The following is an 18,733-nucleotide window of genomic DNA, read 5'->3' on the forward strand; positions in this document are numbered from 1 at the left end:
TTGGATAGATTGGACTTCCCATCCATCCTCTAAATTGAGCAGGGTTGTGAAAAAATTCTCCGTAAACATCTTTTTGCTTAAAGATAACTATTCCATTAAATTCGTGGTAGAACCAAAAATATAAATAAAAAGACCTTGGGATCCCCAAGGTCTTTTATGTTTCGGCTTATGCCTGATATAAAACTTAACACTGTGACAAAGTTCAACCCAAATTTCGGTTAAAAAAATACCCATAAGTGGGTATTTTTTGAATGTTTTAAAGTTTTAAGAGCGGTTTTTCAGCTCTTTTTGCTTTTAAAAAATTAGGTTTCCTATAAGTCTTGAAATCCGGAATAATTCTACTAAATATTTAAATTTTACAATGAGGTTTACCGTTTAAACCATATTAATTTTTATTAACAAAAAGCTTCTTGGAATTGGAATTGGATTTGCTCTTATAGATATGATTTTTATTACTTTTGAGTCAAGTTTCGAGCAAAAATTAAAAAATCAAACAAAACCTTTTCCTAAATCACAATTAAAACCCTAAAATGAAGCAAAAACTTATTTCCTTCTCGGTAAATCGCTCCCTATTGATTGCTATGGTTGCAATGCTTGCAATGGGCGCTTGTAAAAGTAAAAAGAAGGTAGTGGAACCAACGCCTGTTCCGGCTAAAGTCGAGCAAGTGGCACCAACACCTCCTCCAGCACCACCTACAAGGTCAGCTGAAGAGATTGCAGCAGAAAATCTTGAAAATGCATTCAACAGTGTAGCCAATGCAAGCAATGTGACTGTAGCTAACCAGTCAATTCAGCAGGCTTTGGGAATGTTTTCTAATCAGGAAACTCCTGTTTTGATCGTAATCCATGAAGAGAATGGCATCAAAGATTATGATGAGCCAACTACAATCAAGAAATACTTGGATTACCTGAAAGACACTAAGAAAAATCTAAACTATATCAGCGACATCAGACTAGATGCCAATGGTAAGGTGTCTGAACTTGAGTTGAGAAGAAAATAATAGCCCACTAGTTAAAATTTAAAAAAAAATGAAAAATAAACTTATTCTATTCCTGGGCCTATTCCTTGCTACTTCAATTGGAGTATTTGCTCAGTCAGACAATATCAGCCCAGCTCGTAAGCAGGCAATTGACTCTCTTGCACTTGAAAAAGTAAAGGATCTTTCAAAATATATCAGCATCATTGGTAGCAAAGAGACTCAGTTCTCCGAAGCTAACCGTGTCATGGATAGAGCTGAAGAGCTTTTCGCTCCAGGAGCTGAAATGGGCGTGTCAAGTATCAATTCAAACGATATCGCTTACTATAAAGTAAGAAGATACTTTGAGCGATTGATGGCTTTGAACTATGACCGAGTGAATATCACCTGGTACGATATTCAATATATCTCTGATCTTGAGCGACAGCCTGATGGCAGATATGTGGGAGTAATCACAATCTATCAGCGTTTTGAAGGTACATCTATTGAAACAGGGATGAACTACAAGGATACTACTAAGAAGGACATTACCATCTACGTTGAGAAAAAGCAAACCCAAATTGCAGGTAGAACCATTGAATTTTGGGATGTCATGCTCGGCGATGTGAGAGTGACAGAAACCTCAGTATGAGAATAATTCTTTTAATTCTTGCGATTAGTTTCGCAAGCATCTCTTTAGTTCCGGGGCAGGGCATAGGCAGCCCCGGAACTATCAAGGATGACGGCAGACTCGCCGCATCCACAAAACAACTAAACCAATTCTTCAGAAGGTTCAACGCCGAAGAATCCCCTTCAGGAGAGATTCGCTACTATCCAGGCGATTCCCTTTACCACAATGTCCCGCTTAGACAGGGATTTATTCAAGTCCTTTTTGATAATCAGACTTCCTCGATCTCCAAAGACCTAAAGACAGAATTTATCAATACTGTATTGAGCTCCACCTATCCTCAATACATTAATTTTCACAGGGAAGGATGGTTCTCTGAGGTTCAGACTGATTTCATTTATAAAGGAAAAAGAGAAAAAGTCACCATAATCTTAAAGCTTCAGCCTGAAGGCTTAGGCTATGAATGGATATTTGATGCAGTTTCTTTTGACCCATTCAAGAACCTATTTAATAAACCTGTGGGCGATGAAAAAGATTTTCTTCATCCACTTAGTCATGAGCTAGGATTCATGAATCTTAGAAGGGCTTTTCAGGATTCTAAATCCCCGGAAGCTTATACTGAGACAAGTTTTACTCCGGATTACCTAACCTTATTCCTATATGAAATGAAATTGGGAAACTTACGTTTTGATAACGTCAATGGGGTTCGTTTTCATTTCTTTCAAATTGAAGGCTGGTATTTTGAGGTAAGTCAGTTCAACCGACCGGGTTTCAATACCGGATGGCTAATTTCAAATTTGGTCAAATTAAAACCAGGGGATAAAGAGACCATACAGAAATACATTTATGATCAGAATTAAAAGGACGTTTCTTAGTTTCGCCTTGCTTTTGCTTTGCAGTATTGGGTTTTCCCAGACTATCAAAGGCTATACAAAGGATGAAATCGATGAGTATTCCACTAAAGTGGAGGACCAAGTCCGATTTTTAGAATATTTATTGAACACAATAGGTTCACAGGAAACTCCAGCTAGAGACAAGGATGTAGTGATCCGTGAAAGCTATTTGAAAATTTTTAGAGATGGATTGGTCCAGGTAGAAGATGATCTTTTGCTGGATCGTAAAGTAGTAACCAATAAAGACGTCACTTCCTATTTGAAGGATATTGAGTTTTTCTATAAAAACATCAATTTTAAATTCAAAATCAGAGATGTCAAGCCACATCAGAAAGAAGATGGCCAAGTGTATTTTGTGGTCTCACTGGACCGGACCATCACAGCTGTGGGAACTCAGGGTGAAAAAGTTTCCAATACCAAGCCGAGATTTGTAGAAGTCAATCTTCAGGATAAATCAGGCGAATTAAAAATTGTAAGTATCTATACAACAAAGGTTAGCAGGGATGAGGAGCTGATAGAGTGGTGGGGTAGTATCAATCCCAACTGGAAAGCATATTTCAAAGACAGATTTGGACTTGCAGAATATGACTCTGTAAACCTGGACCAACTGTATCGCTTTGTCAGTGTGGATTCACTGGATATTTCAGGCACCGATTCTCTTTTGGATCTCAGTCCTATGGAAGCTTTGAGACAATTGAGATTTGTCAACCTGAGCAATACGCTTATTACAGAGCTTGGACCTATTTCAAATGTGACTTTCTTGGAGGATTTGGACGTTTCAAATACTCCCACTTCAGACATCCAATTCATTAAGTATTCTGACAAATTAAAGCGACTTAATATTTCCAATACACAGATCACTGACATAAGCTTATTGCCAAATTTAAAGTCTTTGAAATCACTCGAAGCTGAAAAGACTCCGATTATGAGTTTCGCAGTTTTGAATCAATTTGACAGTTTGGAAAGATTGATTTTACCACAAAGTGGATTCAACAATGCAGAGAATATTTCTCAGTTGAAAAATCTTAAAGAGCTGGATCTAAGCAATAATTACATCATCAATTGGGACTTGTTTAAGAATCTTAATTCACTGGTATATTTGAATCTTTCGAATACCAATATTCAGGATCTGTCACCACTGATAGGTTTGAATCAATTGGAAATCATAGATCTTACCAAAACCCCTATTTCAGATATTTCTGCTCTAAATAAGAAGGAGAATTTGAAGAAGGTGTTGGTGGATGAGACTGAATTATCCGTATTGGCTGCAAATAACTTTACCAGAAATAATCCTACAGTACTGCTTATCCACCATGTAAAGGATCTGACTTCCTGGTGGAATAATTTGTCGCCAAACTGGATGGAAGTGCTGAAAAAAGCAAATCCGAATCTGGTAGGATCTAATCCGACTGTAGAAGTATTGACCGAAACAATTGGATTGACAACCCTTGACTTAAGTAATTCAGGAATAGAGTCACTCAATCCAATAACCAGATTTGTCAAGCTGGAGAAACTGGACTTCTCAGGCAATCTTATTCAGGATCTCATTTCACTGAGCGAAGTCAAAACACTTATTGAAATCATAGGTAAAAATACTCAGGTACAGGATATTTCTCCAATTAACCAAAATGAAAATCTGGTCCGAATAGATTTGGAAGCTAGTCCTATTGCCAGTATTTTGGATGTGACTTCTCTTCCTAATTTGGAATACATCAATGTAAACGAAGGAGCTATTTTCCCTGAAGAAGTTCCCGAGATTCTATTGAAAAAACCAGCTTTGACGATAGTCTACAGAACAGCTGAGCTTCAGAATTGGTGGGAAGCCCTGGATCCTTCCTGGAAAGGGATCTTTAGAAGACAGAATTCACTACCTGAAGATCCTTCTACGGACGAGCTACACCGCATGACTTCAGTACCAAGTTTGTCATTCGAAAGTCTATCCATAGGAGATATTTCCCCGGTCACTGCATTTATCAATCTAAGAGCTTTTACGGTTTTTGATGCTCCAATCGGAGATATTTCCCCGATTGCTGAATTGAAATTATTGGAAACATTGACCATCTCACAGGTTCCGGTGGTAGACTTCTCCAGTGTAAGCCAACTGCCGAAACTCACCAAATTGAATATCAGTAATACCGGCATTGAGGATTTAACTGCGCTATCTGCATTGTTCAATCTAACTTATCTGAATATCTCAGGAACAAATCTAAAAACCCTCAAAGGTCTGGAACCCTTGATCAATTTGGAGGAACTTGATGTGGCAAGCACAAACCTGAGATCGTTGAAGCAAATTGAAGGACTAATCAATCTTAAAAAATTATCCTGTTTCAATACTCGTCTTACAACTCGATCGGTAGATACCTTCAAAAAAGTAAATCCAAACTGTGAGGTTAGATTCTATTGATCAAAATGCTGGAATTTCATTAGGTATATCAGCAATTATACCAATAGGGGAGTTTCATTTGTTTTTTGGGCTGGAAGACGGATGACCGAAGAACGAAGTTTGCCAAAACTGGAATCAATCCGAATTTAGGCCGTTAAATCAAGCTACTGGTAAGAATGCGGATAATGATAAATCTCATTTACAAATAGGCAAAGAAAAAATCCCGTTTCCGGGATTTTTTCAAAAAATGAAATGTCAAAAAGTATGGAAAATTGGCCTTATGATTTTTAAAAATCGGTAGAAAAGTTGCTTAATCACCCTGATATAAAGGTATTCACACATTTACTTTAAAAAATACCCTATACAGGGTATATATTTTGATTGATTGCATTACTTTTCCACATTTTCATCTTGAGATATAAATATTGGATTAAAATTCACCTTTCTAAAAAGGCTTTTTTTGAGTAAAAGGCTAAAATTGGCTACTTTTCATGATGTTTCGGGTATTTCTATTCCTATCATTTATCGCTATAGTTTTTGGAATTCCTCGAGGCTTTGATTTTTCCGATGAAGGACTCTATGTTTTACTCGCTGACCCCAATCAGCAAAATATAGGTGGAGTATTTAATTATGATCTTTTTTTCAAACTCCTCTATAGAATTTCCGGTCTAGAATTCGGTATAGTAGAATTGAGGATTCTTCGATTGCTGACTTACATCGCCGGAGCATTTGGTTTGGCTGTTTTTTGGAAACACCTTTTTGATACTGAAAAAATATCCCTAATCATCTTTTTGATGGCATTGATCGGATTGTTTTCTGGCTATGGGTTTTTGCCGCCTACTTTATCTTATAATTCCATTTCGGTAGTTGCTGCTTGTCTCTGGTTGGGGATTATTTCTAAGCGGGAACTGAACTCAATTGATTGGCTTTTTCTTGGACTGGTTTTCTTGATTCTCTTCTACGCAAAAATCAGCGTCGGTCTATTTCTTGGGCTTTTTACCCTTATTTATTTCCTTTGGAAGAAAGAGTTGAGCTTTTCCGGATTGCTACTTCTTTGCCTTCCACTGATTTTTTTTGAAGGATTATTTTTTTTCTCTTTTGGAGAAAATGGTCTAAGCCGATTGACTGGTGAATATGGATTTCTCTTTCAACGAGAGGATTATAGTGTTTTTAAATTAATCAAATACACTACGGTAGGAGGGTTTTGGTGTTTTTTGGCTGGACTCCTTTTCTTTATTGCAGCAAGATTAAAGCGGGCGAATTTCAAGTTGTATCCAATGCTTTTGGTTGTTGCCATCTTTGGGCTTTTTCTGGTCTTTTACCTTACTTTCATTACTTCAGAATGGAGTCATTTGATTCTTTTAGCCACATTCTCAGCGATCAGTTGGCAGATGGGAAATATTTCGAAGAATGAATTCAGTAAAAGAGAAACCTTTTTTTTTCTGATTCTGGTTTTACTCCCTTTCTTTCTTCATTTTGGTAGTAATGTGTATTGGCTGCGACTTGGGATTCACTATTGGGTTTTTTGGCTTTTTGCGCTTATGATCCTGTTGAAAGGTACATCTGCCCAATTCAAAATGCGATTCAATTCATTCGCCTCTTTCTTTTCCATGATTCTAGTACTTTTTGGGCTTTGGTTTACGCCTTTTGAAGGTGAATATCTATGGAATGCTACAAGAGCTTGGGAATACAAAACCGGAAAGAAAATCCTGCTCTCGGAGAAGCAAGTGGAGTTCTTGAATGCAATAAATGCTGAAATCGGAAATACAGAAGACACCGAAATTGTTTCCCTATTTAGTAACCCGGGGATTCTTTACCTTTTGGACATGAATTTGCCCTTTTCCCCAGCTTATTGGAAAAGCTCCCAAGCCAGTCTCTTTTTGCAAAATGGAGATTCCTTAGACTTTATACTTTTTAATGAGTTAGAACCATTTCCTTTTGACCGATCAATTTGGGTTTTGAAAAAGGAATTGATTCAGCCCAATGGTGAAAACTTACAGATACTATGGAAAAAGTAAGCACAAAGTCCTTTTTCTGGTTTTGGGCTTTGCTGGGTTTAGCTTCGGTGGTTCTAATCTGGTTTTTGCCTTGGCGATTTCAAACCAATGACGATGAGCTGATGATGTGGCTGGTTTCTGGAGCCTACACAGGCGAGCCGGAATCCTTTGCTGTTTTTATTCACCCAATTTTAAGCTGGAGTTTTTCTAAGCTTTATACTTTTTTCCCTGCAATTCCCTGGTATCCGCTGACCTGGTTCTTGGGGATGTTTTTGAGTTATCTCTTAATTCTAAAAGTTATTTGGGGGAAATCTAATGGGCAGTATTTTAAAAATCTATCAAGCCTTTTTATTTTTTGTTTGTTGGTTCATTTCCTGTTGTTTTTACAATTCACCATTGTTGCTGGATTTGCGGTTTTTGCAGGATATTGTTCACTACTTTTTTCAAAAAACACTAAAATTGGCAAGACAGAAGTATTGTCATGGGCTCTCTTTGTGTTTTCTATTTTAGTGAGATGGGAATCTTTTGTTTTAATCAGTTTAGGGTTTGGTTTGTACCTATTCATTTTCAAACTTGATTTCTTTAAACATTATCTCATTCCCCTTTTTTCTCTTTTGATTTTGTTTTTCATTTTACTTTCAGGGAAATTTTTTTGGGAAAATAATTCTCCCTATTCGGAATATTTAGAGTACAACAGGGCTCGTGCCTCTGTCTCTGATCATCCGGTCATGTATAGGTTTTTTAAAGAGGGAAGAATAGAAAAGACCAATAACTGGTTTTATTTTTCGCAATGGATGATGGATGATGATGATATTAGTGTTGAGCAATTGAAGGAAAGAAAAAACGAACTGGATGCAGAGTTCATTTCCGTCGACCAGATTCAAAGTTCATTTTCACGACTATTAGAAGTTCTAAAATCTGAAGTTTTTAAATCTATTTTCTCGTTCTTACTTCTGCTTGGCTTTTTTCTTAGTTCTATTCAGTTGAAAAAGAAACTGACCTTTTTCTTCATTTGGACAGCTTTCTTTCTAGTTTTCAATCATTTTTTCATATTGAATGGTAGGGTGATTATTCTATTCGTATTGCCATTTGCTTTTCCAATCTTTGATGCTGCTATCGATTTGAAAAAAGCATTCTTTGTCTTTTCTTTCGCCATTTTAGGACTTTTATTAGGTCTTCATGTCAGGAATTTTTTGAAAGATGCGAAAGGTCGAAAAATAATGCAATTAGAATTCCTTTCAATTTTGGACGAAATTCACCCAAAAACACTTGTCGTTCTGGAAGGATACAAAGAGAACTTTCTTGGAATTCCCTTTGATCAGTCGAGACCTGTTCCTTTCTTGAGTTATGGTTGGATTTCAAAAAGTCCATTTCAAAAGAAAGCTCTTAAAAAATTTGAATTAGAAAGTATTCAAGCTGCAAAAAGATATTATTTAATTGGAGTGGATGTTCATGAAGAGTACTTTTTTCCCATGTATATGAATTATTATTTTGGAGAATTTACTCTCGATGAAAAAACAGAATACCCAAATTTTATCTTATTTGACTTTCGAAAAGAGAGATTTTAATTTTCTACTATCTGTTATTTTTCCGTTCGCGTAAAATGGTTCAGACTATCATCATGCAAACTTTTAATGGTTGGAGCCGATTTTTCTTATGATTCTTTATGTATATCCGTTTTTTTAAAATTAGCTTGATTTAACGGCCTAAATCCCGATTGAATTCCAGCTTTTGGCAAAATTCGGACTTCTGTTATCCGTCTTCCAGCCCAAAAAACAATTGAAATTTCCCTAATTGTATAATTTCGGACTATTAGATTATTCTTATCAACTGACGCTAAAGATCATATTTGACGACTTCTCAGAATTACAAGCTCCTTTTAGTCCTTACACTCCTTGGGAGAAATAAATTAAATCTTACTTTTCTTGAAAGCCAAAGTCAGAAACCCCAGCCCAAAGACCAAAAATATCACCGCTGCCCAATCAAAGCCCTCATTTTCTACTGCTTGATTGAGAAATGGACAGCAAGGCAGGTATTTAATCCGAATCGTTTCATTTCCTGAAAGTTTCAGGTGCACTGGACCGGCAACCCGCTGACCGTTTCCGGAATAGTTCTTTCCATCTATTTCAAACTCATACCCGAATAGATAGGTGTATTGGTTTGGGATGGTTTCGTTTCGCTCTCCATATTCCTGTCTGTAGGAAGTCAGCCTTGCATCTGTAGAAACTCCCACCAAATCCAAGGAAAAAATCAGCAGCGAATAGAGGGTAAAAAGCGTCCCAATAGCTCCCAGAATTAATTTACCCCAATTGATTTTCATAAAAGTAAGATATCAAACTAATAACATGTGAGACTATGATTTTTGTCAGGTTTTATCACTCTTAAATGAAATATTTTGCAGATGAGGGGATAAGAAAAGTGTCGAAATACCTAAAAAATTGTCAAAATAAAATTTGGTGACTTTGGAAACGAAATCTAAAATTCCTGGATTAACTGAGTCCATTTTGAAATGGAGGAAAGTCTTGTTTTTTGTGGCCATTGCTTGCTACTCTTCAATAGGATTTGGACAAACTAATAAGGTTTACGAAATCCCTTTCCCCGGAGACAGCGATGAGATAATGCATCTTCAAGTAAAAGTTTCTGAGACCGATTGGGAGGATGATTTCAGATCAATGGGAGTGGGTTATTTGTTCACGTCCAAAATGAATTATAAAAAGACCAGGTTTGATCCTAGTTGGAATCAGGAAATTCAGGTAGGAGGAGGGGGGCTTACCGTTGATGTTTTTTCTTTTGGTGATCAATCAGAAGATATTTCAATTCCACAATGGATTAAAGATACTTTTAATAAAGTAATAAATGATTCTGATGATGGGGTTAAAATAAATGGGTATGAGGCTGATCATCGACTTTTTTTAGGTTTAGAAAAAGTAGAGGAGATTTCCATGCCTGGACAAAGGCCTGAAAACCCTGCTGTAGGGCAAACGAATGGAGTATATAGAGAAAATTTTTTTATCAGGGTTCAGGGTTACCCGAATATCGTAAAAGTAAGAGTGGAAGGGAGTTATTCGCTTGAAGGAGATTCTTCGGGTGAGGTTTCTGAAATGCTAAGTCAAATGAGAGATCAAGCTCTTCAGTTAATTCAAAATTTTACCTTCGATTTGACACCTTCTACATCTCCTACTTCGAGTTCGGGATCTTCCGACATTTCTGCTTCTGACTCTGAAGAAGACCTCCCTTGGACCACCATTATCGGTGTCTTAACTGCCGCTGCAGTTGCTTTGGCTCTCAGAAAAGCCCTAAAAAAGAAGACGAAACAGCAGGATTCTTCCAAACCAAACAAATCCTCCAAAAAGGAAAAACAGAAGGAAGAGGATGAGGAAGAAGCCCATTACCTGCTTCAGCTTTCCAGTGGAGAATTTGAGTTAAAACTGAATGAACCCCAGTCTCTGGATATCAATGTCTATAAAATAACCCCCAAAAGCCAAAAGAAATATCCTGCCGATATTCAGGTTAAAAGCCCAGAGAAGGCCTTAAAAATTACCCCGATATCCGGTTCAACTCCACTTCGCTGTCAATTGATTCTGGAGGGAAGGCCCAAAAAAAGCATTTTTTCTTTCACAGTCCAGGCATCTGCAGACGGGAAAGCCTATAGTGAGGAAGTAAAGATCAAGGCCGGTGGAGAGGTGAGAATTGTCTATAGAACTGAGCCTGCAAAAGTCAGAAGTCTAAGGCCGGATATCAATAGATTGGTAGCGCTTTATGCTCAAGTCCTGGATGAAAATGATCAGCCCTGGGATGACCTATCCAAAAAAATCTTGTTTACCCCTTTCGGAGACTGGGTAGAAATTTCTGAAAAAATCTGGTCGGATGATGGCTGGGCAGGAATCAATATTGGTGCTGCAAATCCCAACCCGATTTCAGCCTCTTCTCATCCTCCAGCCCAGGTAGAAGTGGAAATGTTGGTAGAGGAGGAAGAGAATGTCAATGAACGTTTGGAGGAAAGTTTTATCCTGCAATTGCTCGACTGCTACCTAGAGTCAGAGACCCATCATTGCTCTTTGCCTATACGACAAGAACCCGTGGAGGTGAAATTCAAAGTTTGGATCGAAAATGCCGGGGAAGAAAAGGATTGGAAATTCAATGGGATCTATAGAATCGGTGTCGATATAGAAGATGAACCCCTATCCGAAGTTTTCATAGAGCAGGAAACTGAAACGGAAGCTTTGGTTACTATTCGAGGACCCATTTTGCAACTGAAGGAAGGGCAGCGACAGCTTTCCAAAAATTTGGTGATCAGTGCAGTACAGGGGGAAGAAAAACCCATCGAAAGTCATATCACGGTAACTGCCTCTCAGGTGGGTCTTTACATTCATAGAGGAGTCAATTCTCAGAATGAAATGATGTTGACCGCTGATAAGCCCCGAAAAGAGCGTATGGAAATCGGTCTGTTCCGCTACAATCCGCAAACAAAAGAAATCATAGCGGATGAAGCGGGGCTTTCCAATTTACAGATTGAGTTGCTGAGCGAAGAACGGGAGATCAAAAATCTAATCACTGTCTTGCAGCCGGAGTTTGCCCGGGATCCAGATATCCATGTCTCTCCCTATGCCTGCTATTTTTTGACTACTGCCGAGGAAATCCCTGGCTACGGAGAGACCTACGATATCAAATATCGGTTTTCGGTACCGTCAGGGGAGGAAGAAGATCCCGAGTTGTTTGTGCAGGAAGTAACCCTGAAGGTAAAGACCAATAATGTAGGCAAAAAGCTCAAAACCTGGGATGAGGCCTATGCGGAGTGCCAATACATGATCAAGAATTATGTGCCTCATAGCAATGCTCAGGAGAAATTGACCAATTTATTGGAAACCAGAAAGCAATTTCTGGATACAGAGGGTTTGGTGGAGTTTCGAAATCAAATTGGTGCTATAGGAGCAAAGCTTATCCTAGCCGATGGTGCTGAAGGATACAAGGATGTGGACAAATGGGCCACTAGAATAGAGACTACTTTGGAGTGGGCCCAATGGGCCGGGGATATCTGCTATACCGTTTTGGTAGGCTATTACCTCAAAGGGCCGGCGGCAGTAGCAGCGGGTATGCTCAAACCGGAAATCATCGATGCGATTAATTTCTTTATCTATGAGCGGGAAAAGGGTTTGCAAGTCTATGTAGACCGGCAAATCGATAAAATTGTTCCTTTTTTCACTTCTACTTTAAAGGGGCGCTTGCTGAGTATAGACAATATCGAAAAGGTAGTCGGGAAGAATCAGGCAATCTGCTGGACAGTTTATATTACCTGTCAGTTTTTGGCACAGCTTTATCAAACCAAGTCCATGATCGAGGCGGCCAAAAATACCGGTAGGGAAATTCGGGATGAGTTACTGGTACAGTTTCTTAGCAAGGAGCTTCGCAAAAGACAACCCAAAGTTGAACAGGAGGATGCTCCCGATGAGGATGAGAAGAAAAAGAAAGGTGAAGAAGAAGATGAGGCGGATGATACTCAAGCTAAACCCAAGAAGCTCCCACCCAAATCCAAGCGGGTACAAGATGCTCTAGATCAATTGGAAAGTGAAATTCTGACAAATAGGATAGGGGGTAAATTTCTAGATAAACGACGAGTACTAGAGATAATGGAAAACCCAGCTATGGTCAGAACTATCAAGAAACATGGAAGTGATAAATTAAAAAAGGCTTTCGATGGTCCTCGTAAAAAAATATACGACCAGCACGACCGTGCCCTTAGGGAAGATCTGGCTAGGGAGCTCCGGATGGATCCAAATGATTTGAAGGTGGATGACTTCCGCACACCGGGCAGTAAGGGGAATGACCTGAATACAGACAGGGATTACAGGGTACTGCGAAAAGTCAAGTTGAAAAATGGCAAGGAAGCCTGGGTAGAAGTTTCGCACAAAGTGTATAAAGCGAAGTCGGAACGAATTTTCGGAGAATTGACAGACAAGCCGCCCCATGTTTCTGACAGCGAATGGGCTCAACGAAAACAACAAATGGTTGGAGACTTTACCACAGAAGAGGCCTGTATTGATTATTCTGATCAGGGGCTTGACCCAGAAACAGGGGAACGCACCGTGGTCGAATCCAATATCAAGAAAGTGAAAAAGGGAAAAAGCATCTTGAAAAACCCGGATTCTATCTCGAAAATGTATCAGAATAAGATTAAAAATGCTGGAGATCAGCCCGAAAAATATGCCCAAGCCCAAAAGGCGATTAATACCCTGGAAGAGGTAGAGGCAGGCTATCAGCAGCAAGGCTATAAACTGAAGGATGTCGATCCGAAATTAGAACAGGCCAAGCACATCATCGCCAATCAGCCTACAGACTTGGATATGACTCCGGATCGGATGGTTAAGGTCAATCAAAAACTAAAAGATTTGGGGTATCCAAATGGATTCGACGATGCAGTCAAAGACATTACCAATCAATTCAAAGACTTGAATGACCTACCCAAAAAGAAAGGATTCTTCTCTTCATTTTGGAATTAACAGCTGACTATGGAACTACTACCTTTTGAATTTGTACATGTTGCCAATCAGGCAGGTTTGTCCAAAGAGGAAATTCAGGAATTGATGGGGAAGGAACTTGCCGGACTGCAAGCTGCTGAGGGGGAGGATTTATCCTGGAGAGAGCTTCCGGAATATTCTGAATGGGCTGAGAATCTGAAGCTATTACAACAGGGAGATACTTCCCTGCTTTTCCAAAAGATTGCCCGCAGGGAAGTGATACAGAGCTATCGGTTCTTTGCATCTCCATCGCTTAGGAGTATTTCCCTTCTTGGCAACACTCCCAATCATACGCTCCGCTTCGAGGCCTTTTCAAATTTTGATTTCTTCGGGAAATTTGCGGCGGGGACTTTCCTGGATTTCCCAGCTCTTCCCTCGGATATTCCTGCACTCCGTCATATGACTCGAGCAGAATTCACCGTATTCGCACTGTTGGTAGAACTGTTTATAAGGCACTATCCGGATCCGGATATCAATTGGGAGCCTGAGGAAGCTCTTACCTTTGAGACGGAGGATTTGCTTGACTTGGCCCGCACTGCGGAGGAGCAGGATGATGATTCTACTTGGTGGCTTCATTTCAACCGATTGGAAAAGCTTGACCCTGTTTCCTTAGCAGATATTCAAACGGGTATTGCCATTCTTGCTACCAAGGAATTGATTGGGGTTTCGGATGATGTAGTAAATTTGGACCGCTATTTTCTGGGGGAAAACCTGACTTGGTTTATCCGTTCCCTGGCTTGGTGGGACCGTGGGTTTTCTGTGGTCCATGCCACCAATGGAACTCAGTTTATTATGCTACAGGCTACAGCGCTCTTTGTCATCACGATCGAAAAGGGCATATATTTCGGGATTGCCAATGCTAGTGGAAATGACATTCCGGATCTGTTGCGAAAATACCTGGAGCTTTCCCTTGAGACTAAAAAGGGTATTCCATCCCCTAAGTCCGAAAGCACTAAGGAACCCCCAAATTTCTGTCAGAACTGCGGTGCAAAATTGATCCCTAATGCCAAATTCTGTATGAACTGCGGTGCTAAAGTTCACTAAACCCAAAGCGAGATGAGTGCAAACAATTGTTCCAACTGCGGTGCTGAGTTAAAGGCAGGTGCAAAGTTTTGCCCCTTCTGTGGCAATCCTGTTCATTTGCCTCAGGCTGTTCAGGAAAAACCCAAACTAGACAAAGGGGAAAGTAAATCCTTGAAAGAGTCCGTTAAGTCTATAGCAAAGCCGCAGGTTTGGGAAAAGATTGCCGATCCGGATAAGCAGCAAATTCAATCTGCACACAAACCCAGTCCCCAGCCTCTCAGGGAGGCACTTTCAGCATCGGCTGCTGCAGGATTTGACAAGTTCGGGTCAATGGGTTTTTTGATTCTCAACTTACTTTTGTTGGTAATGGGCTATCAAAGTGACACGGTGCTGGGAATATTGTTTTTGAGTTTCGTGGCCGGGGTTTTTATGATTTGGAGGAGGAAAAAGCCCAAACCCATCAATTGGCTGATCAAAATCATTTTGATTCTCCAAGTAATTGGACTACTTGCTGTAGTCGTGGATAGCATCGAATACCTTGGGCTGATTTCAGGATTGATGATTTTACTCTTGGGGATAGATTTAAAATTGATTTTCAAAGGAAACCGTTCAAACTAACATGCCGAAATTTTGTCCAAATTGTGGTTTCGCACTCCTGCCAGAGGCGAAGTTCTGCCCAAGCTGTGGAAACCAAATACCTGATGTAAAGCTTTTCCCGGAAGAAACTAAAGGTTCGTCTCAAGCAGGTTTCTCAGAAACAGAACTGACCTTTCCCTTTGCAGTCAAAAACAAGGAGAAAATAGTTTCCAATCGAGCCTTGATCCTTTTCGTAGTTTTTGCAGTAGCAGCTTATTTACCTTTTGTAGAAGATACAGGACTATCCGGCATGTGGGCTTTCACCTTGATTGGAGCTTTTGGAGCCCTTGCTTCTCTGATAGTTTTTTTCATTTTTCGAAGCCGAGCCAAAAAAATGCAAAGCTTGATTTCTGGTGAGCAGGTACTCGCTTCCTGGCAATTAGATCAGGACTTGAAATCTGCCTATGTTGATTATCTGTTTTCCCATGAGCAATCCAAAAACAAAATGACATTTTCCATTACAGCGATTTTGATAGCAATCGTTTTTGGTCTTTTTGTTGTATTTGTGGAGGAAGGAAAAGGAGTGATGTTACTCGTAGGTATGGCCCTGATTGCACTTATTGGCATTTTTGCATTTTTAATGCCGCGGTTTTACCGGTCCAAAAACCTACAGGGGGATGGCCTTGTACTCATTGGAGAAAAGTTTGCCTACATCAATGGCTTTTTCCACAACTGGGATTTTGTGCTCTCTGGTATCAAAAAGTCTAAGGTGATACAGGAACCCTTCTATGGCTTGTTTATCCAATATTTCTATACTGACCGGACCTTGACCAATACCGAGGAACTTCATATACCCGCTCCAAGAGAAATGGATTTGAGTTTTTTGGTCAAAAAATTGAAAAAATAGAAATCATTCTTCGGCTTTCGGTATGGCTTACTCTTCTAAAATCAAAGATCCTAAATTTGACCAATACCTGAAAAATACCAGGAACTATCGCTATCAATTTGCTTTTGGCTTGGGAGTGATCGCTGTGATTGGTTTTTTTCTTTATGGTGAGTTCAGTGATGAAATGGACAATCCCGAAGCACTCTACATTGGCTTGGTGATAGGAGGAATGTTTTTGCTGATTGGGCTGTATTCGGTGTTCTCCCTTCGGCCCAAGCTCGATTGGGATGGAGAAGTGGCCGAAAAGGAAATCCTCGAGAAGGATGGCAAATCCATTTTTCTTGTCTACATCGAAGACAGTCGAGGGATGAGGCATGAACTCAGGGCCGAAAACGACCCAACTGTCTATGAATACTACAAACTGGGTGAAAAAGTCCGTTACCACGGAAAACTGAAAACCTTCGAGAAATTTGATAAGTCAAATGATGATATTATTTTTTGCAACGCCTGTAGTTTTCTCCATGAAATCTCCGAAGAAACCTGCCGCAATTGTGGTTGTCCCCTCCTGAAGTAACAAAATCAGCTTTCAGTATTTTTCCAAGGATTTGATTCAGCCTGAAATCTACCTTAATCCATAATTCCACCTTGTTTGCAGGAAAGCCAAAAAGATTTTAATTTCACCGAGTAATTTTTTTACTCATCCGCTAAGTTCTGATAAGGGACTGACCGGGCGAAGCTTTGGTGAGTTTAAAGTTTAGAGTTAATAGTTTAAAGTTAATAGTTTAAAGTTCATAGTTAAAATCAAGAAAGCCAATATATTAACTTGTATGGAAAACCCTATTCAAAATAGAACTTACCAATTTGCTGAGAAGATAATTTCAGCTTATTTAATTCTTCGAGAAAAAGGTCATTTAAGATTGGCAGATCAACTTGTAGGAGCAGGTACTTCGATTGGAGCAAATGTTGCAGAGGCACAAGCAGCTCATTCCAAGCTAGATTTCATTAGTAAATTAACTATTGCGAATAAAGAAGCACGAGAAGCTCAATACTGGCTAAACTTGATGGATAGAAAAGAATTGTTAGCAGATTTTGAAGGGCTAGAATTTCTCAAAAAAGAGATCGGTGAAATCGTCTTAATTCTGAATTCCATTATTAAAAAATCAAGAGAAAATCTTAAAAACACTAAATAATACTCCTAGTCAACTTTAAACTTTCCATTTTAAACTCAAAACTTTAAACTTTTCAATTTTAAATTCAAAAATTGCTCGACTCCTTAGTTACTTCCAAAACCCGAATCAAACTTCTTCTGAAGTTCTTTTCACATGCCAATTCGGGATACCTGCGTTCACTCGCCAAGGACTTTGATGAATCTACCAATTCTGTACGTGTCGAACTCAATCGACTTACGGAGGCAGGATTGCTTTTGTCAGTAGATGAAGGTAAAACCAAGGTCTATAGAGCAAATGAACGCCATCCCTTTTTCACCGAAATTCAGGCTATGGTTTCCAAATTCCTGGGACTGGACGAACTGGTTGAGAAAATAGTTTTACGGATGGGAGCAGTAGAGCGTGCTTATATTATAGGTGATTACGCCAAAGGAATAGATTCAGGGACCGTTGATATGATCCTGATTGGGAAGAATCTCGACCAAGACTATCTGAATTTTATTTTGGAAAAAACCTATGAGAAAGTTAAACGAAAAGTGAAAGTGGAAATTCTGGAAGAGGATCCAGGAGATATTTCGGGAATTCTGGTTTTCGGAAAATAATTACAATGAGCCTGAACTTAAGCCTGAATCAGTTATCTGGAAATGATAAGAAAGTAGATTCCTGCAATCCAAAAGTTTAATCAGATAAGACTTGAGGACTAGATACAATCTTGGACCTATCAGAATAGAATAAGGATAGAAGTTCCTAACTGCTAGCAGTCGTCTGTCGACCTTGGTCGGTGTACTATCTTCAACTTTTCAAATTCTTTTTTATGTATATCCGCAATTGCACCAGTAAAAGGTAAAAAGCGACTTAATTTATGGTAAATACTAGCATTACTGGTACTTCGGTCATCCAGCCTGATAAGCAAAGAAAAAGAGGACTCTGGCATCATTGCGGATAATCAGATTCTTTTTTCAGCACTACTTGCCATGTAGGGTTTAATCCTATAAGATTTTAACTATTTTCGAATATCGAAATTTCTATGCCCACTAACCTCATGTGATTGTTTCAATTATGCAAAAGGGACTTGTATCAATCTTAGTAGCCAATTTCGATAAGGATAGGTATTTAGAAAACACTCTTTCATCCATACTTGAACAGGAATACGAAAATTGGGAATGCATCATCGTGGATTATGGGAGTACGGATTCTTCCAGAAAAATTCTTCATGACTTCCAAAAAAGAGATCCTAGATTTAAAGTCTTTGATCGGCCGAAACATATTCCAAAGGGCTCGAATTTTTGTAGAAATTTTGCATATAGCCTCGCCTCAGGAGATTACATTCAGTGGTTTGACAGTGATGACATCATGTATCCTTGGTTTATCAAAATGAAAGTCGAGGCACTTGAAAGCAACCTGGAGCTTCCCTTTGTAGTGACAAAAGCCGATTTGAAATTTGAGGAAGAGTTTAATGGAAACCGCAAGTTTACCCAAACACTCACATCCCAAAATCTGATTTCGGATTACCTTCGATTTAGAATTTTGTTCTTTACCGGAGCCCCCCTTTTTAGAAAGCATGTTTTTGAAGAAGTGGGCCTATTTAACGAGATAGAGGTGTCCGCTTAACATCATATCATATTTGAGATATACATTTTATCTGCTTTTACCATTCTGATGATTAGATTATTGAAGATGGTGTCTTTGTTCTGGGAGCGATTAATTCGG

General features: G+C 39.2%; 15 protein-coding genes and 1 pseudogene. 14 read left to right on the plus strand and 2 right to left on the minus strand.

Annotated elements, in window-relative coordinates; genetic code table 11:
- Nucleotides 1-530: 530 nt before the first annotated feature.
- The 6 genes from P8O16_RS17345 (at nucleotide 531) to P8O16_RS17370 (ending at nucleotide 8,425) form a co-directional block, all read left to right on the plus strand.
- Nucleotides 531-1,001: a nucleoid-structuring protein H-NS gene (locus P8O16_RS17345; RefSeq protein ID WP_300316725.1), complete on the plus strand. Its 471-nt coding sequence runs from the start codon at nucleotides 531-533 to the stop codon at nucleotides 999-1,001.
- Between the two features lie 28 nt (nucleotides 1,002-1,029).
- Nucleotides 1,030-1,608, plus strand: coding sequence for a hypothetical protein (locus P8O16_RS17350; protein ID WP_300316727.1), 579 nt, complete (start codon nucleotides 1,030-1,032; stop codon nucleotides 1,606-1,608).
- Complete coding sequence (locus P8O16_RS17355; protein ID WP_300316729.1) at nucleotides 1,605-2,444, plus strand: hypothetical protein; 840 nt, start codon at nucleotides 1,605-1,607, stop codon at nucleotides 2,442-2,444. Before P8O16_RS17350 ends, P8O16_RS17355 begins: the two co-directional genes overlap by 4 nt.
- Nucleotides 2,431-4,881, plus strand: coding sequence for a leucine-rich repeat domain-containing protein (locus P8O16_RS17360; protein WP_300316731.1), 2,451 nt, complete (start codon nucleotides 2,431-2,433; stop codon nucleotides 4,879-4,881). Before P8O16_RS17355 ends, P8O16_RS17360 begins: the two co-directional genes overlap by 14 nt.
- 470 nt (nucleotides 4,882-5,351) lie before the next feature.
- Nucleotides 5,352-6,878: a hypothetical protein gene (locus tag P8O16_RS17365; protein WP_300316733.1), complete on the plus strand. Its 1,527-nt coding sequence runs from the start codon at nucleotides 5,352-5,354 to the stop codon at nucleotides 6,876-6,878.
- A complete protein-coding gene (locus tag P8O16_RS17370; RefSeq protein ID WP_300316735.1) occupies nucleotides 6,866-8,425 on the plus strand; it encodes a hypothetical protein in 1,560 nt (519 codons plus the stop codon). Before P8O16_RS17365 ends, P8O16_RS17370 begins: the two co-directional genes overlap by 13 nt.
- A 341-nt stretch (nucleotides 8,426-8,766) precedes the next feature.
- On the opposite strand, the gene P8O16_RS17375 is transcribed toward P8O16_RS17370, so the two are convergent.
- A complete protein-coding gene (locus tag P8O16_RS17375; protein ID WP_300316737.1) occupies nucleotides 8,767-9,177 on the minus strand; it encodes a hypothetical protein in 411 nt (136 codons plus the stop codon).
- 142 nt (nucleotides 9,178-9,319) lie between these two features.
- On the opposite strand from P8O16_RS17375, the gene P8O16_RS17380 reads away from it, so the two are divergent.
- The 8 genes from P8O16_RS17380 to P8O16_RS17415 all read left to right on the plus strand — a co-directional run bounded on the left by P8O16_RS17380 (nucleotide 9,320) and on the right by P8O16_RS17415 (nucleotide 18,634).
- A complete protein-coding gene (locus tag P8O16_RS17380; RefSeq protein ID WP_300316738.1) occupies nucleotides 9,320-13,354 on the plus strand; it encodes a hypothetical protein in 4,035 nt (1,344 codons plus the stop codon).
- Between the two features lie 9 nt (nucleotides 13,355-13,363).
- Nucleotides 13,364-14,416 (plus strand): zinc ribbon domain-containing protein, encoded by a 1,053-nt coding sequence (locus tag P8O16_RS17385; protein ID WP_300316739.1) that lies wholly within the window; start codon nucleotides 13,364-13,366, stop codon nucleotides 14,414-14,416.
- A gap of 12 nt (nucleotides 14,417-14,428) precedes the next feature.
- Entirely contained in the window at nucleotides 14,429-15,013 is a 585-nt protein-coding gene (locus P8O16_RS17390) for a zinc ribbon domain-containing protein (protein WP_300316740.1), read from the plus strand.
- A 1-nt stretch (nucleotide 15,014) separates the two neighbouring features.
- Nucleotides 15,015-15,878, plus strand: a complete 864-nt coding sequence (locus P8O16_RS17395; RefSeq protein WP_300316742.1) for a zinc ribbon domain-containing protein — start codon at nucleotides 15,015-15,017, stop codon at nucleotides 15,876-15,878.
- 22 nt (nucleotides 15,879-15,900) lie between these two features.
- A complete protein-coding gene (locus P8O16_RS17400; protein WP_300316744.1) occupies nucleotides 15,901-16,431 on the plus strand; it encodes a hypothetical protein in 531 nt (176 codons plus the stop codon).
- 253 nt (nucleotides 16,432-16,684) lie between these two features.
- Nucleotides 16,685-17,047, plus strand: coding sequence for a four helix bundle protein (locus tag P8O16_RS17405; protein ID WP_300316746.1), 363 nt, complete (start codon nucleotides 16,685-16,687; stop codon nucleotides 17,045-17,047).
- 71 nt (nucleotides 17,048-17,118) lie between these two features.
- Nucleotides 17,119-17,625 (plus strand): ArsR family transcriptional regulator, encoded by a 507-nt coding sequence (locus tag P8O16_RS17410; protein ID WP_300316748.1) that lies wholly within the window; start codon nucleotides 17,119-17,121, stop codon nucleotides 17,623-17,625.
- A gap of 457 nt (nucleotides 17,626-18,082) precedes the next feature.
- Nucleotides 18,083-18,634: a glycosyltransferase family 2 protein gene (locus tag P8O16_RS17415; RefSeq protein WP_300316750.1), complete on the plus strand. Its 552-nt coding sequence runs from the start codon at nucleotides 18,083-18,085 to the stop codon at nucleotides 18,632-18,634.
- Between the two features lie 2 nt (nucleotides 18,635-18,636).
- Here the strand turns inward: P8O16_RS17415 and P8O16_RS17420 are convergent.
- A pseudogene (locus P8O16_RS17420) lies at nucleotides 18,637-18,733 on the minus strand (IS1595 family transposase); the annotation flags it as partial.

The organism is Algoriphagus sp., assembly GCF_029254265.1.
Lineage (GTDB): Bacteria > Bacteroidota > Bacteroidia > Cytophagales > Cyclobacteriaceae > Algoriphagus.

Bases quoted from the DNA above. Each gene is read 5' to 3' on its own strand.
- P8O16_RS17350 (WP_300316727.1), top strand. From the start codon at position 1,030: ATGAAAAATAAACTTATTCTATTCCTGGGCCTATTCCTTGCTACTTCA.
- P8O16_RS17365 (WP_300316733.1), top strand. From the start codon at position 5,352: ATGATGTTTCGGGTATTTCTATTCCTATCATTTATCGCTATAGTTTTT.
- P8O16_RS17345 (WP_300316725.1), top strand. From the start codon at position 531: ATGAAGCAAAAACTTATTTCCTTCTCGGTAAATCGCTCCCTATTGATT.
- P8O16_RS17385 (WP_300316739.1), top strand. From the start codon at position 13,364: ATGGAACTACTACCTTTTGAATTTGTACATGTTGCCAATCAGGCAGGT.
- P8O16_RS17405 (WP_300316746.1), top strand. From the start codon at position 16,685: ATGGAAAACCCTATTCAAAATAGAACTTACCAATTTGCTGAGAAGATA.
- P8O16_RS17355 (WP_300316729.1), top strand. From the start codon at position 1,605: ATGAGAATAATTCTTTTAATTCTTGCGATTAGTTTCGCAAGCATCTCT.
- P8O16_RS17370 (WP_300316735.1), top strand. From the start codon at position 6,866: ATGGAAAAAGTAAGCACAAAGTCCTTTTTCTGGTTTTGGGCTTTGCTG.
- P8O16_RS17415 (WP_300316750.1), top strand. From the start codon at position 18,083: ATGCAAAAGGGACTTGTATCAATCTTAGTAGCCAATTTCGATAAGGAT.
- P8O16_RS17375 (WP_300316737.1), bottom strand. From the start codon at position 9,177: ATGAAAATCAATTGGGGTAAATTAATTCTGGGAGCTATTGGGACGCTT.
- P8O16_RS17395 (WP_300316742.1), top strand. From the start codon at position 15,015: ATGCCGAAATTTTGTCCAAATTGTGGTTTCGCACTCCTGCCAGAGGCG.
- P8O16_RS17360 (WP_300316731.1), top strand. From the start codon at position 2,431: ATGATCAGAATTAAAAGGACGTTTCTTAGTTTCGCCTTGCTTTTGCTT.
- P8O16_RS17400 (WP_300316744.1), top strand. From the start codon at position 15,901: ATGGCTTACTCTTCTAAAATCAAAGATCCTAAATTTGACCAATACCTG.
- P8O16_RS17390 (WP_300316740.1), top strand. From the start codon at position 14,429: ATGAGTGCAAACAATTGTTCCAACTGCGGTGCTGAGTTAAAGGCAGGT.